A 16,539-nucleotide genomic window follows, 5' to 3' on the forward strand; every position below is an offset into this window, starting at 1 on the left:
TGGTCCGCCTACGTCCAGCTCACCGCGGGGTACGCCACCGACCGTCTCAGGGAGCTCCAGGACCTCGCTTTCGAGCGGTTCACCCGGCCGGACCTCGGGCAGCTGATGGCCGGGGGACGGTCCTTCGGGCAGACGGTCACCACGGTGTTCGTGAACCGTGCCCTCGGCCAGGGCTCTGTGGAGAACCACCTCGTGCAGTTCCTGGCGGCCATCCCGGACGTCGACGAGGTGTGGGGCTACGGGTGGCTCGGATACCAGAACGTCGCGGCCGCTCCGGCCAGCACCATCTTCGACAACTCCCTGCCCGAGGGCGCGGATCCGAGCCTCATCAAGAACTTCCTGCTCGTTGCCTCGCGGAACGCGCTGGACCGCGTTCTGCGGGCGCTGCGGCCGCGCACCCGGGAGTTCCTCAACGAGCGCCATGACGAGCTGACAGGGCGGCTCCTCCCGCATCTCTCCAATGTGATGGAGCTCTACCGGCGGTTGGTGAGGCCGGAGGGGCCCTTCGACGCCGGGTTCTTCGACGCCGTCGGCAACGACGTGCCGACACCGCGGGAGCACTGGACGGCCGTGCTCACCGGCCGCACCTCCGAGGGCGCCGTCATCAGCCAGCGCTACGCGGTCGGCATGGACGACGACGACTATCCGACCCTGGACACCGACGAGGGCCGGCTGGCGGTCGCGCTGGTCCTGATGGAGCTGCGGCACTTCGGGTACACGGGCCGGCACATGACGCCCGACGAGATCGAGCGCGCCGTCGAAGAGATCTCCAAGTTCAGCCGGAGCGCCTACGAACGCTCGGTGACGCTTCGCGCCCCGCTGCCCGAGGACGTCCTGCGCGAATCCATCCTGCGGATCGTGAACAACCCGGTGGTGCGTGCCGTCGCGGCCTTCCTCGCGGTGACCGTCGGTGAGGGCGTACCGCAGGTCGACGGTTCCACCAAGAAGCTGATGGCCGAATGGGACAGCAGGAATATCGCGCTCACGCTGGGCGAATACGCCCTGGGGAGCCGGCTGCCCGCCGACGACCCCGCCGTTCCGCGTCTGCGGGCGGCCATCGCGGAGGCGTTCGACCTGCTGCCCCAGGTTCCCCCAGGAGCGCAGGCGAGGGTCCGGGCCGTTTTCGAGGCGGCGCGGAATGCCCTCGGCATCCTGGCCGATCCCGCGCAGACGCCGCCGATCATGCCGTGGGCGGCGGAGATCGTGGCGCTGGACGGGTCGCGGGTTCTGCTGGACCGGGTGCAGGTGGCCAAGCACCGGGATGCGGACGGGAAGCCGGTGGGGGTGTCGTCGCGTCCGGTTCAGGACTGGCAGGACGCGTGGCGGCAGAGCTATGGCTTGTTGCCCGAGGTGTCCGGGTTCACGCATGTGCGGCGGGGGCCGGTGCCGTTGGAGAGCCCGGTGCAGGCGCTGCCGTTCGACGAGGCGCATCTGGTCGGTCTTCGTGGTGATGCGAGTGCCGCCGCGCTGGCTCTGTCGGACGGCACTGATGCGGTGTTCGACTACGCCCGGATCGTGGATTTCCTGTTCGCGGTGGACGGTCATCTGACGGCGGCGTCTCCGGAGACGGCCGCGGTGGTGACGGGTGCTGATCTGGCGGGTCCGCCGATCGGTGATCCGTTGGAGAATCCGTTGGCGGGGGAGGTGCTGGCTGACGGTCTGGACCGGTGGGTGTGGACGACGGGCAGTGGGCTGGAGCCGGTGCTGGTTCCTGGTGACGGTGATGTGCCGGCGCGGTGGCAGTTGGCGGAGGGGGACTGGTGGGCCGGTTTCCGTCCCAAGCCGTCGACCGCCGAGTTGGGCCGGCTGGCCGAGCGGGTGACGGGTGACCGGGGCCGTGGTCCGGATGTGCTGCGGTGGGTGCGGGCGGTCCGGCTGGTCTACGGTCCGATGCTGGAGAACGACACGGCGGCGTTCGAGGCGTTGTTGCAGGGTTTCTGGGCGTTGGAGCAGACCCGGATGGCCAATGGTGTCCGGTCCTCGCTGACCTGGAGCGACCTGCGGTTCGCGATCGGTTCGTACTTCGCCGCCAACGGCCAGCCGGAGCCTCCGCTGCCGGTGGCCCTGCAGTTCCTGCTGGTTTCTGCGGCGGGTTCGGTGGGTGTGGACCTGGAGCTGTCCCGGTTCTCGCTCCTCCCGAGCCATCAGAGCGTGCGGGCCTGGGACGGGCCTGCCACCGGGGATGCGTTCGGCAGCGGGACCGCGCTGGACGAGGAGATGACCGACTTCGCGCCGCCGCCGGGGACGTCCGCGCCCACGTCCGCGCCCGCGTCTGCGGCGAACCCCTCCGCGCCTCCGGCTGTGACGGGGAGGTTCCTGGGGCCGAATGATCCGATGCTGTCGCCGAACGGTCTGATCACGGGGCCGTCGGGGCGTTCGCAGGGCCGTAATTGGACGGGCAGGCCCGTGGTGGGCCGGGTCCTGCCCGGGAGGGTGCGGGTCATGGAGACCCGGCCGGGTGCCGCGCCGACGGAGGTGTCGAACGAGCCCGCGCCGTGGCCGGACACGGCGTATGTCGTGGCGGCCGAGGGCGAGAACGGGCGGGTGCGGCTGCCGGACGGCCGGGTGCTGGACGGTGAGGCGGTCGCCGACGCGCTGGCGGCCGACCCGGAGCTGGCGAAGCTGCCGAAGGACGTCCCCGTCGTGCTGGCCGTTCCGTTCGCGGGGGAGCAGTACCAGGCGATGCTGCGGGCGGTGGCCGACCGGCTGGGCCGGACGGTGTGGGGTCCGAGCGGTGAGGGGCGGCTGGTTCCCGACGGGTCCGGTGGGCATGTTCTGGTGTTGATGGACCGTGATCCGGACGCGGCGGTCGGTGCGTGGGTGCCGGTGCCTCCGTCGTCGGCGGCGACCGGGCCGTATGTGGACCGTGCGTGGACGGCGCTGGACGGGACGACGTTCCGTGACAGCGATGTGCTCACCCGTCCGCTGGTGGACGACGACCATGAGTGGCTCGGCCGGCTGGCTGTCGCGCAGGAGGACGGGCTGCGCCGGCGGGAGCGGCGTTTCCGGAAGTACCGTCAGATGAGCCGGCTCCTGCACAGGCTGCCGGCCGGTGACGAGCGCTATACGGCGAGTACCGAGGAGATCACTCCGGATCCGGCGGTGTACGTCTTCGCCGCCCATGGAGAGCCGGGCAGGATGCACCTTCCCCTCCGCGACGGCCGGACGGTGACGCTGGGCAAGGAGGACGCCGCGCGCTACATCGCGGGGCTGCCCGAGGTGCGGGAGCTGCCGCCGGGGTACCGGTTGAATCTGGAGGTCTGCTGGAGCGATTCGGACGGCGATCCGCGGCAGGTGCAGCCTGTGTACGCTCCGGCGCCGCATGTCGACGATCCGCTGGGCGATGTTCCGCTCGATCAGCTCGTGTTCAACTACAGTCGGCGGGAAGGGGAAGGCAGTACCCGGCACACCGGTCTGAACGACACCGAGCGTGTGGTCGTGGGCGCGGCGAACGGCGTGTTCGGGCGCCGGGTCCGGCGCCGTCCCGAGCCGCTGGATCACGAGCTGGACCAGCTGGCGCGGGACGCGGGGGTGCACCGTGGTCCGGGTGCGGTGTCCCCGGAGACGCGGGAGACCATGCTGCGGCTCGTGCGCGGGTTGCGGTCGGCGTTCGGTCTTCAGATCGAGGACGACCGCGGTGTGCCGGGGGGCCGGTACGAGCGGGTGCTGAAGGGCATCGGCGCGCTGGAGCGGATGCGGGCGAACGACACGTCGATCAGCCAGTTCACCCCGTTCCGCCTGGACATGTTCGACTTCTTCGTGCAGGAGTACACCGGTCGGGCCCCGGACCTGGCCGGGTATCTGTCCCTGCTCGACTTCGCGGCGGCTGAGGTGAAGGCCGATCCGGGTGCGAAGCTGACGGAGGGGTTGCCGACACCGGCTGTCAGGCTCACCGTCGCCCAGCTGGCCAGGACGGGTGAGCAGATGACCCGTTACACGCAGTCGCTGCCCGCCCCGGCGACGTTCACCCCCCGGCACGTGGCGTCCACCCTCTGGGCCACGGCCCGTGCCGCGCAGCTCTTCGGCTCACTGCAGCCCGCGGACCGGGAAGCGATGGGCCGCCAGGTCCTTCACCTCGACGCCACGGTCCGCTGGGACCGGTCGCAGCAACAAGCCTTGTGGGCGCTGACGGCCAAGGCGATCGCGGAGGGCCTGGACGTCACCGACCGGGATCTGCTGGCCGCGTATCACCTGAAGGAGAGCGGCGCTTTCGAACAGGCGGCGATGCTGACGCAGGGGTCGAACATCCAGGGCGTCAACTGGTCCGGGACGGCCGCACCGGCCGGGGTCGACTGGGCCAAGGTGCGGCAGATGGCGGTCGGGCCCAACGGGATGGCCATGCGTCCGGTCCAGCCGGACTGGATGGGCCCGGGCAAGCCGATGCCGTTGCTGAACGTGGTGGAGGTGGACAAGGCCGGGAACATCGTGCTGCACCTGCCCGGCCGTCCCCCCGTCCGCGTCTCCGAGGGCGAGTACCTGGCGTTGCTGGACATGTCTCCCGGGCTGCGCACGTCCCCCCTGGGCATACCGGTGCTGTTCCTGACCACCGGTGACGGGTCGCTGAGCCCGGAGCTGGTGCAGCGGTTCTCCCAGAACACCGGACGCCCGGGCTTCGGCTACGGCGCGCCGATGATGCTGACCGGCGCCGACCCCTCGGCCCCCCTCGGCATCCTCGCCCGCGTCGACCCGGCCACCAACACCCCGGGCCCGTGGATCACCGCCACCCGGCAGCTCACCACCGCCCGGACCACCGCCTCCGGGACCACCACCTTCGGGGCCACCACCCAGGACGACTCGATCGTCTTCGGCCCCACGGCTCCCACCACGCAGGCGACGGACCCGTTCGCGAACCCGAACGCCCTGGTGCGGGACGCCTCCGGCACGGTGCGCGGACGCGACCTGACGGGGGCCGTGACCGCCCTGGTGCGGATCGACCGGGTGCGGGTGGTCCTGGGCGGGCTGGGCGAGCCGGAGGTGGAGGAGCCGGACGAGTCCGCGCCGTGGGGCGGCGAGGCGTACGTGATCGGGGACCGGGCCTTCGACGGGCAGCAGCTGAGCGCCGAGGCGTTCGCGAAGAAGCTGGCCCACGACCCGGAGCTGGCGAAGCTGCCGCCGCACGTGCCGGTGGTGCTGGCGATTCCGTATGCGGGGTCGCAGAACATGGAGCTGATGCGCGCGGTCGCCATCCGGCTGGGCCGGCGGGTGTGGGCGCCCAGCGGTGACGGGCGGCTGCGGCACGACAACGACCTGGGCGCCCATGTGCCGACGATGGTGGTCCGGGACACCGAGGGCTGGCACGGCGACTGGGTGCCGTTCGACGCGCCCGCGGTGCCCGCGCCGTTCGAGGACCGCGAGTGGACCGCGCTCGACGGCAGGCGGTTCCGCGACAGCGATGTGGACACCCGGCCCCTGGTCTTCGACCGCCGCGAGCGGTTCGGCCGCATCTCGATGGACGACGACATGGCGACGCGGGAGGAGCGGCTGCGGACCTTCTTCCACAAGAAGCGGCTCATCCACTACGTGGCCACCGGCGAGGGCGACAAGCACGTCAGCTCCGAGACGCTCACCCCGGACCGCGCGGTCTACGCGTACTACGCCCATGGGACTCCGGGCGCGATGGCACTCGTCCTGCGCGACGGCAAAACGGTGTGGCTGTCCGCGGCCGACGGCGGGCGGTACATCGGCGGGCTGCGCGAGGTCAGGGAGCTGCCCCCCGGCCACCGGATCGGGCTGGAGGCGTGCTACGGCCTGTCGGCCGGTGACCCCGACCGCGATCAGTGGGAGGGCCGGCCGGTACCCCGCGTGGAGGACCCCCTGGACGACGAGGGGCTGTCGCTCGCGCAGCACACGGCCAACGCCGGCCGACTGGACGTCGACGCGAAGTCCACGATCGCCGGGGTGGACGACGACTTCTTCGTCGTGGAGGACACTCCGGGAGGTGTGGTCGGTCGCGTGGACCGCGCCCGTCCCGAGCCGCTGGATCACGAGCTGGACCAGCTGGCGCGGGACGCGGAGCTGCACCGCGTCCCGGGTGCCGTGCCGCCGGAGGTCCGCGCGGCCACGCTGCGGCTGGTGCGTGCGCTGCGGGAGGCGTTCGGCGTCGCCGTCGAGGACGACCGAGGTGTGCCGGGGGGCCGGTACGAGCGGGTGCTGAAGGGCATCGGCGCGCTGGAGACCCTGCGCGTCAACGACCCGGTCCTGCGGGCGGCCACGCCGTTCCGGATGGAGATGTGGACGTTCCTCGCGCGGCGGATCGGCGGGGACACCCCGGACCAGTCCGCCTACCTGGGGGTCCTGGACGCGGCCCGGGGCCAGGTGACCTCGCGGCCGGACGCCCGGCTCGGCGAGATGGTCCAGGACACCGCCCTGGGGTACGCCCTCGACGAGTTCTCGGGCGCCAACGGACTGACTCTCGTACAGGGCACGCTGGGCCTGCCCGATGTCACGCAGGCGGGCCCGAAGGACATCACACGGGCTTTCTGGGCCACGGTGGCCGCGGCCGACCTGGTCCTGTTCCGGATGTCGGACGCGGACCAGGAGAGCCTGGGCCGCGGCGTTCTCCACCTGGCGGCCACGGACCCGTGGGGCGATGACCAGATCATGGAGCTGACGCTCCTGGCGGCACGGGCCCACGTGAGCGGCCTGGACGTCACCGACCGGCACGCGCTGGCCGCCCACCACCTCAAGGAACTGGGCGCCTTCAAGGAGATCCTCACCGACGGTACGGAGGCGACCGGCTACAACTGGAGCGGCCGCCCGGCCCCGAACGGTGTGGACGTGGACCACTGGTACGCGCGGGTGCGGAAGGGCAACGGCACCCACACCTTCACCAACCCGGCGCGGTGGAAGCCCAAGAAGCAGCCCAGGAAGACCAGGGTGATCTGGACCGGGACCGACCAGGGCACCGTGGTGATCCACCTGCCCGGGCACCCTCCGATGCCCATCCCCGACGAGGAGCTCTGGGCCCTTCTGGACCTCGCCCCGCTGGTGACCGAGGTGAGCGTCGGTATTCCCGTCGTCTTCCCGATGTCCGAGTTCGCGGCCGACGGAGGGAAGCGGCCGCAGGCGTTCTCCGACCGCACCGGCCGGAACGCCTATGCCTACAGCGGACCGCTCGACGTGCTTGAGGACGACCCGTTCGACCCGTTGCGCATCACCGCCCTCCGCGAGAAGAAGCTGGGGCAGTGGAAGAAGACCGTCTGGCAGGCCCGGCCGGTTCTGCCGTCCTCCTCCGGGACGGTCACCACGGCCACGGCGGCCGGTCCAGGGGCCCTCGCCGGGAAGACCTCGCCCTGGCCGACACCGCTGACCCGGCACGACTCGGGCGTCGGGATGTTCCACTTCGCGCCCGGAACCCTTCCCGAGGCCGGCCCGGACGACAGCGGCCGCGACGGCACCGGTTCCGTCGAGCGGGACGAGCGCTCCGCCATCGCCTATCCGGCCCCCGTCCAGATCAACGCCACTCCCGTGTCCCCGGCAGGTCAGACGAACACCCCGCAGGCGGACACCGCGGACGCCACCGCGGACAGCGCGGAGACCACAGGCACGGCGGAGATCACGGGCACCGGGACCGCCTCCGACGACACTCCCGGCTGGGCGGTGCCGTCCTGGCGGCCCGCCGGATCGCCTGGCGCGGTGCGGTTCGCGAGCATGTACCGCGACCGTGAATGGCGGCGTCGCAGTGCGGACCTGGAGCTCGCGTTCGCCGAGCACACGGGCCGGACCGACGGGCTCACCGAAACCGTTCGCGACGCGGTGTCCCGTATGTACGACGAACTCGCCGCGCGCCACGGCGAGGACGCGGCCCGGCGCGCCTTCTTCGCCCCGGACGCGGTTCCGGCGGACCCGGCCGCGGAGCTGGAGCGGCTGCGTACGCTGCCCCCGGGACCGCTCGCCGTCGACGAGCTGATGACCGCGCTCACGTACGCCTCGTACGCGGGTCCGGGGCTGCCGCGCGAGGCGGCCGAGGCCCTGGCCCGTCCGGCCGGCCGCCGTGGGCGGTACACGCCGGGCAGCGCGTACCGCGACGTGCACGACAGCCGGGGACTGCGCCGGGTGGGCGGCGAGCACGGCCCCGCGTTCCGGCTGTTGCGCACCTACGCGGCGCTCGGCGCGTCGCCCGCCGAACTGCTCACGCTGCGCGACGCGCTCATCGCCTGGGCGATCCCGGCCGACCTGCAGTCGCTCCACGAGATCCTGCGCGCCTCCCACCGACTCGGCCTGGGAACCGACGCGGAACGCGACCTCGCGCTGCGCGACGGCGCCGGACTCCACACCTGGGTGGCGGACTCGGTCAGGACGTCCGGCACGCCCCGGACAGCCCCGGGCGACCCCTCCGCCGGGCGGTTCGTCCCGCCGCACCGGGCGCTGTACGCCGAGCGGATGACGTTCGGCCGGGACATCACCCGCAGCAAGCTCGATCTGCCCGATGGCCTCGTGACCCTGGTCGACGCCGCGCTCGCCGGAACCCTGCCGGCCGACACGGACCGCAGCCGGGCGCTCCACGCGTGGCTGGACCGCTACGGCGACGCGGGCAGGCAGGCCCTGGAGCGGCTGGACCCGGCCCACCTGACGGCCGTACACCTCTACAGCGGTCCCGACTACCGGCTGATGAAGGCGTTCCTCAACGGGGAGCGGTTCGGGGCGGGGCTCGGGCGTCGCCTGGTGCGCCTCAACGCCTGGGCGATGGTCCGGCGGATGGCCGAGGTCGGCGCCGCGGATCTCGTACCGATGACGCTCCGTAAGCAGCCCGGCTTCGCCGCGTTGTTCGACGCGATGTGGGACGTGGACGACCTCCAGGAATCGACCCCCGAGGTGGCCGGCCTGCGGCGCCGCCTGGACGCGATGGCCGACGCGGTCTACGAGGAGCTGGCGCTGCACGTCGACATGACGATCGAGGCGCTGGAGATCCTGCCCCCGGTGAACGAGGACGTCTGGTGGGGCGACCGCGGGATGCCCGGTGCGCTGGGCGAGCCGCCGGCGGACGGCCCGGTGTACGGCCGGGACCGGATCACGACGCCGTTCTTCCGGAGCACGGCGCTGGTGCGGGAAGAAGCCCTCGGCTTCATGCACCGGAGCAAGGGCGCTCCCAGCGACGCGCACCGCGGGCTGGTGCACGTGGCGCGCTCGACGGCGCGCGAGGTCAACCCGTTCGCGGCCCTGCCGCTGGAGACGGAGGCCCTGTATCCGCCGGGCGCCTCCTTCGACATCTCCACCCGGACGATCGTTCCGGCCGACGCCCGGACGACGCCGTACGAGTCCATCGACGTCCGGGAGGCGACGCCGCGTCATGAGGCGTCCGGCGCCGCCCGTCGGGCCCCCGGACTCGTCTCCCCGGACGGCCTGTTCGGCATCGGTCCGGCGACCGCCGGCGCCGAGGGCGGGGAGCGGCCCGAGCCGGTGCTGCGGCCGATCCACGGGAAGGACGGCGAGCTCATCGGCGTGGCGTCGTTCGACGACGCGGACTGGGCGGCGCGACAGGAGGGGTACGGCCGGCTGGACCGTGCGACGGGCTTCGTGTCGTGGGAGCGGGACGGCGCGGGCCGGCCGGTCGCGACGGAGCAGGCGCTGCCGGGCGGCGGCACGGCCGACGGCACGTTCTTCTTCGCGTCGCACGGTGGCGCCGAAGGGCTCGCGCTGGTCACCGAGGACGGTGGCGTGCGGCGGGACGACGGCTCGTACGCCGGGCGGCTGCTGCGGTCGGTGCGAGGGCGCGGCTTCCGCAGTGTCACGGTGCTCGCGTGCGGTCCCGGCGATGTGGCGGGCAGCGAGGCGGAGGCCCGGGCGCGGGCCAGGCGGATGGCGAACGGCGCGGGGCTGCCGGTCCATCTGCCGGTGGGGCGCTCGGCGGTGTCCGAGGTGTCGCCGCACCTGCTGGAGTATGCCGACGGGCGGGCCACCGGCTGGGTGACGGAGTATCCGGACAACTGGTCGGGCCCCCGGGTACCGGCCCGGGCTTCGCGCGCGGGAACCGGGCGGCGCACCGCGTTCGGCTATCCGTCCGCCGAGCAGTTCAACGTCAGGGGGACTGTGCGGGACGCCACCCCGGAGCAGCTCGAGGCCATCGACGCGGCCGAGGGAGCGCCCTGGTCGGTGTCCTCCTGGCGGCCGGCCGGGGCCCCGGACACGCCGCGCTTCACCGGCCTCTACCGGTCGCGTGTGTGGCGGCAGACCGCCGTCGACTGGGAGGACAACCTCGCCGAGGCGCTGAGCTACGCACCCGAACCCACCGAGGCCGTCGGACTGGTGGTGCGCGGGGTGTACGAGCAGCTCGCCGGGCGCAACGGGGAAGAGCGGGCGGTGCGCGCGTTCTTCGACCCGGACGCGATGCCGGAGGACCCGGCCGCCGCGTTGGCGGAGCTGCTCGACGCGCCCCCCGAGCCGGAGGCGCTGGACGGGCTGATGCGGGCCCTCCTCCGCGCCGCGTACGCCGGCCCGGGACTGCCCCGCCAGATCGAGGAGGCCCTCTCCGGCGACGAGCGGGTCGACGCGGACAGCGCCTACCGCGCCGTCTTCGACAGCCGGGGCTTCCGCCGGGTGGGCGGTGAGCGCGGCCCCGCGCTGCGCCTGCTGCGGATGGCCGCCGCGCTCGGCCTGCCGGCCACCTCGCTGCCGCAGTTCCGGGCCGCTCTGGTCACCTGGCTGGTTCCGTACGATCTGCAGTCGCTGCACGAGATCCTGCGCGCCTCCCACCTGATCGGGATGGGCGCCGCGGACGAGCGCGCCGCCGTCACCCGGGACGGTGCCTCGATGCACGCCTGGGCGGTGCGCCACTTCATCGAGAGCGGGCTGATCAGCCCCGAAACCGACCGGGACACGCTCGACGCCCTGCTCCCCCCGCACCAGGACCTCTACCAGCGGCGCATGACGTTCCCGTTCGAGCTCACCGGGACGATGGACGTGCCGGACGCCCTCGTCACGATGGCCGACGCGGTGCTGAGCGGCGAACTGCCGCCGGCCTCGTCCCGCAGGCTCCAGGTCATGGCCGAGTGGATGGAGAAGTACGGCGACCGGGGCGCCGACGCGCTCAGCCGGCTCACCCCGGCCCACATCACGGCCCTGTACCTCTACAGCTCGTACGACTACCGGCTGATGAAGGCGGTGCTCAACGGCGAACGGCTGGGCCAGGGCCTCAGCCGCCACCTGGTGCGCTTCCACGCCTGGCGTTACATCCTCGAGTCGGCGCGCGAGGAGGAGCTGGACATGCCGCCGCTCACCCTGGTCAGCCAGCCCGAGTTCATGGATCTGTACGAGGAACTGTCCGAACTGCCCGATCTCGACACTCCGAGCCCGGAGCTGGCCCGGCTGCGGCGCCGCGTGGACATGATGGCCGACCGGCTGCACGGCGAGCTGAAGCTGCACATCGACATGGCCATCGAGGCGCTGGAGATCCTGCCGCCCGTCGGGCGGACCGCCTGGTGGGGCGAGCGGGGGGCGCCCGGGCCCCTGGACGCGCCGGCCGAGAACGGGCCCATGTACGGCGCCGGGACGATCGACGTACCGTTCTTCCGCAGCACGTCGCTGAAGGTCGAGGAGGCGACCGAATTCGCCCTGGGAGACAAGGCCGTTCCCGCGCGTACGCACCGCAAGCTGATCGAGGTCAGGAACTCGACGGCGCGTGACGGCACGCCCTTCCTCAAGCACCTGTCGGAAGGCGAGGCGCTGTATCCGCCGGGCATGAGGTTCGACGTCGTCAGCCGGCGGCTCGTCGAAACCCACCGGCGGCCTCCGATGCTGAGCGAGGTGGCCGAAGAGGCGACCCCGCTGCCCGACGGCCTCCCCACGGCGTCCCAGGCCGACCCGCTGCCTTACGCCCCGGCCGCGTTCGAGGACTCGGTGGACGACCTGTTCGACCTCGGCCCCTCCGACTCCGACCTGTCCGATGCCGGTGCCTCGGACAGCGACGCGTACTCCGACGCCGACTCCGACGCACCCTCGGACGCCGATTCCCGCCTCGGTGACGACGACCGCATCGACGCACCGGCCCCCGCGTATCCGAGGTCCGACTACTGGAACACCCCGTGGGCGGGCCACGAGACCGCGCCTTCCGCGGAAGCGATCGCCGTCCAGGAGATCAGTGGGGACGGCCGGACGGTCGGCAAGGCGTCCTTCACCCGGCGCGACTGGGCGCTGCGCGAGCCCTTCTACGGCCACCTGCCCAAGGCCACGCACTACACCGAGTGGAGCCGCGGCCCCGCCGGGGAACGCGTGGCCGTGCGGCGTCCGCTGCCCGCCACGGGTGACTCCGGCACGTTCTTCTGGACGTCCCACGGCGCGGAGGGCGGCTACGCCGTCGCCGGTCAGAACGACATGCCCGTCGGCGCCGACAGTGAGATGGTGGGGCGCGTCCTCGGCCAGGACCTGGCCGCGGCGGGCTTCACCAGCATCACGGTCCTCGCGTGCGACACCGAGACCCGCCCCGCCACCGGTCCCCGCGCCGCCACCGAGGCCGGCACCGCGCCCCAGGGACAGGGCGACAGCCTGCGGCGCGCCGTCGAACGGGCCCAGGGAATCGCCGACTTCACCGGCCTGGACGTGTATCTCAACACCGGCCGGACGGCGGTCACGCCCGGTGAGGACGAGGAGGGCGATCCGACGGCCGAGATCCACCTCCTGGAGTCCGCCGACGGGGGCCCCACGGGCTGGCTGCGCGTTCCCCCGAGGTTCCGGGCCGGCGCGGACCGGAGCCTGGCCGAGCCCGCGCCCGCCCCCTCCCTCGTGGCGGCGGGACCGCCCGCGCGTACCGGCCCGCCCTGGTCGGTGCCCGGATGGCGGGTCGTCGGCTCGCCCGACGCCGTACGCTTCGCCCCGCTGTACCAGGAACGGGAGTGGCGACAGCTCAGCTTCCAGTTCGAGCAGACCCTGGCGCGGAAGCTGGCCGCCGACCCCGAGGCCGTCCAGGGCCTCATGAGGGCCGTCGCCCGGCTCCACCACGTACTGGCGCAGCGGCACGGCGCGTCCGCCGCGGACGGTGCCTTCTTCCAGGGGCCGGAGGCCGAGCGGTGGCTCGGACAGCCGGACGCGGTGCGCCGGTTCCTGGAATCCGGGCCGTCCGTGCTCGACCTGATGCAGGCGTTCGCCCGCGCGGCGTACGGCGGCCAGGGCCCCGTCACCCTGCGGCACACCCTGCCCGGCTGGCTCCGCTCGCCGCGCGCGCCCAGGCCGCCGGGTCCCCGGCAGGGGGCGTACCGGACCGCGCACGACATGCGTGGGTTCCGCTACGTCGGCGGGACGGTGGGCCCGGCGCTGTGGCTGTTGCAGGCGTACGGGGCGATCGGGGCGAGCGGGCCCGAGCTGATGGCCTTCCGCAAGGCGCTGCTGTCCTGGTCGATCCTGACGGACACCCATTCCCTGCACGAGGTGCTGCGCGTCTCGCACCTGGCGGGCCTGGGCACCGGGGCGGAGCGCGCCGCGGTCGCCCGCGACGGTGCGCGGCTGCACCAGTGGGCCGGGCGCGCCTTCGGCATCGGCCCGTCCCTGCCGCACCACCACGCCTACGACAGCACGACGCGCTTCGTCTCCAAGTACGACGTCGCCGTTCCCCAGGACATCGGCGCGGCGCTGAGGGCGGCACTGACCGGAGCCTCGCTGGACGACGAGGACCAGCAGGAACGGGTCGAGGCGGCCACCGCGTGGCTTCAGCGGTTCGGGGACCGGGGCCTGGCGGCCCTGCGCGCCCTGACGCCGGGCCATCTGACCGCGCTGTTCCTCTACACCGGCGATGATCACGCGCTCTTCAAGACCTATGTCACCGGTGGCCGCTTCGGCGAGGCCGTCGGCCGCTGGATGATCAGGCAGCAGGTGTGGCGGTACGCGCGGGAGGACGCCACGAACGACGACACGCTCCTGCCGGAGCTGTTGATCTCCGACCACGACCTCCTCGACGCGATCGAGGCGTTGCGGAACCTGGGCCCGGAGGCGACCGGCCCGGCCGTCGCCGAGGTGCGCCGCCGGGTGTACCGGGTCGCCGACGGGGTGTACGACGACCTGGCCGCGCACGTCGACATGGCGGCCGAGGCACTGGAGATCCTGCCGCCGCTGAACGGACAGGTGTGGTGGGGCGGCTGGCTGCCGGGACGTCTGGACGAGTTCCCGGGGAACTCGCCGCTCCTCACCGCGGACACGCTGTACATGCCGCGGTTCCGCAGCACCACCGAGGAGTCGGCGACGGCGATCGGCTACACGCGGGGCGACGCCAAGCAGATCGGCGACGCTCAGGACCGGCACCCGATGCGGGGGTACGTGGAGAACTCCACCGCCCGCGTGGTGACGCCGTTCTCGGCGTGGCTCGAAGAGGACGAGGTGCTCTACGCGCCGGGCATGGCCCTGAACGTCGTCGTCCGCGAGATCGAGACCGAGCCCAGTACCGGGCGGCCGTTCGCCGACTACGAGTTCCGGGAGGCGCCCGCCTACCCGCACCCGGCCTACCACAACGCCGAGGGCGAGCCGCAGCCGCGGATCGTGGAACTCACCGACGCCGACGCCGACGCGAACGACGACGCGAACGACGACGCGGACACGGATCCGACACCGGCGAACGACGAGAACACCGTCGTGGCCCCGGAGGTTCCCGCGCCCGTCGACGGCTACCGGCGCACCGGCCCGCACGCCGCCGAGCTCGACGGCACCGTCTTCGCCCTCCACGAGTCGCCGGGTGAGGGCGACCGGAGCGCCGACACCCTGCTGTTCGCCCTCCGGTACGTGGCGGCCGACGCCCTGGAGGAGGCGGGCATCGAGACGGCCGACGACTTCCGCGGCTGGCTGGACGGTTCCCTCACCGACGACGACGTGTCCGACGTGCCGGTGGAGCCGCTCGACGGGAGCCGGAACATTCCGCTGCGGCTCCTGGACAGGATCGGGGTACGGCTCGGGACCGCCCAGCGCGCGGAGGCGATGCTTCTCGGCGACCGGTTCCCGGCCTCGCGGGTCTCCCTGAGCCCGGCCCAGCATCTCCGGGTGCTGATCGCCGACTCCTCCTACGGGGCCGAGGGCGCGGACCTGCCGATGGGACCGCTCGTGGCGGCGGTGGTCCGCGGGCTCGGCGTGACGGTGGCCGTGGCCGACCCGGACGGCGAGGTGACGTTCCACGGTGACCGCCCGGAGAGCACACCGCCCGCCCTCCTGGTCCGGGACGGGGACCGCCACCTCGCCGGACTTCCGGACGGACCGGGCGACACCACCGCCGAGAGCGAGGCACGGCTGCGCCGGGTGGCGGACGCCCTGTCCTCCGCGCCGGTGTCCGTCCTGCGCACGGCGACGGCCCGGCAGGCGCCGGAGTGGGTCCGGGCCCGCATCCGCTACATGGAGGAGGCGGTGCGCTTCGAGGAGCGGCTGGGCCGGTACCTCGGCGGTCACGAAGAGGCCAACGCCCAGCTCGGCGTGATGGTGCGCGAGCTGTGGGAGCGGGCCGTGCGGGCGGGCCGCTGGTCGGAACTGGGCTCCGACGACCGCACCGTCGACGGCGCCGTGGGCACCGACCGGGACCGGCTCCTGGCGGTGGTGGAGTCGGGCAACCTGCGGGAACGCATGGCCATGCTGTGGATCGGCGCCCAGTCACCGGACCGGCGGGGCGGCCTGATCTCCGACCTGCTCGGCAGCCCCGACCCCATGCCCGAGGTGATCGCCGCCGAGTACGTGGCGTCGAGGCCGCCGTCGCAGGAGATGACGGCCTACGAGGAGCTGACCGGACGGCCGGACAGGACGCCCGGGGAGCAGGCGCGGATGGCCGAGGCCGAACACACGCTGCGGACACCGGTGCGCCCCGAGGACCTGTCGCCGCCGCTGAGCGAGGCCGAGCGGGCCCTGATGCCGGACGACGGCGTCCCGTGGATCCCGGGAACGAACCGCTTCGACATCGCCATGGACACCCGTCCGCAGTCCGAGGCCGAGATGAACGGCGGCCTGGTCCTGGCCGGCACCTCGGGCTCGTCCCACCGGCTGATGTCGCAGGCCGCGAAGATGCGCGACGCATGGGGCCTGGACGTCGACCTGGGCCTGGTGCGCCTCGCGCTGCTGGCCGAGATGCTGCAGGCGAGGCACCACTCCCTGGACGAGATCATGCGGGGCGCCCAGATGGTCTTCGACCGGCTGAGGCAGAGCGGTGAGGCGGTGCCGGCCGACCTCGACTACGTCAACAACTGGGGCCGTTACTGGAGTATCGCCCCGTTGACCGAGGCGGAGCTGCGGGAGCACGTGGCCGTCGACGGCAAGTTCCCCGACGAGCACGCGTCGGAGACGGCGGGCCGGCCGGCCGGCGGGGAGCGGGACGAACCGGCCGACCCGGCCGATCCGGCGGTGGCCGAGTGGTCGGCGGACCACCGGGACGTCCTGGAGGATGTCCTGGACGTGCTGACGGCCCTGGGCCCGCTGGATCCGCCGGGTCCCGACGGTCCGCCCGGCTCGGACGACGGTGTCCTGACCGCCGACCGGCTGGAGCGCCTGGTCGACGCCTGGTTCCGTGCGCGGGGCCTGGACCCGTCCGGTTCCCTGGCCGACAAACTCCGCCACATACTGAACGACCGTGCGTAACACCGCAGCGAG

At 73.1% G+C, this 16,539-nt stretch carries 1 protein-coding gene (running past one end of the window); it reads left to right on the forward strand.

Annotated elements, in window-relative coordinates; all coding sequences use genetic code 11:
• Positions 1-16,527, forward strand: the end of a protein-coding gene (locus tag ACU6P3_RS18675) for a lonely Cys domain-containing protein (RefSeq protein ID WP_447193295.1). It extends 44,910 nt beyond the left edge of the window; the window shows 16,527 of its 61,437 coding nt (coding positions 44,911-61,437); its start codon lies beyond the left edge, outside the window; its stop codon occupies positions 16,525-16,527.
• Positions 16,528-16,539 lie beyond the last annotated feature (12 nt).

This window comes from Streptomyces hebeiensis (genome assembly GCF_052983195.1).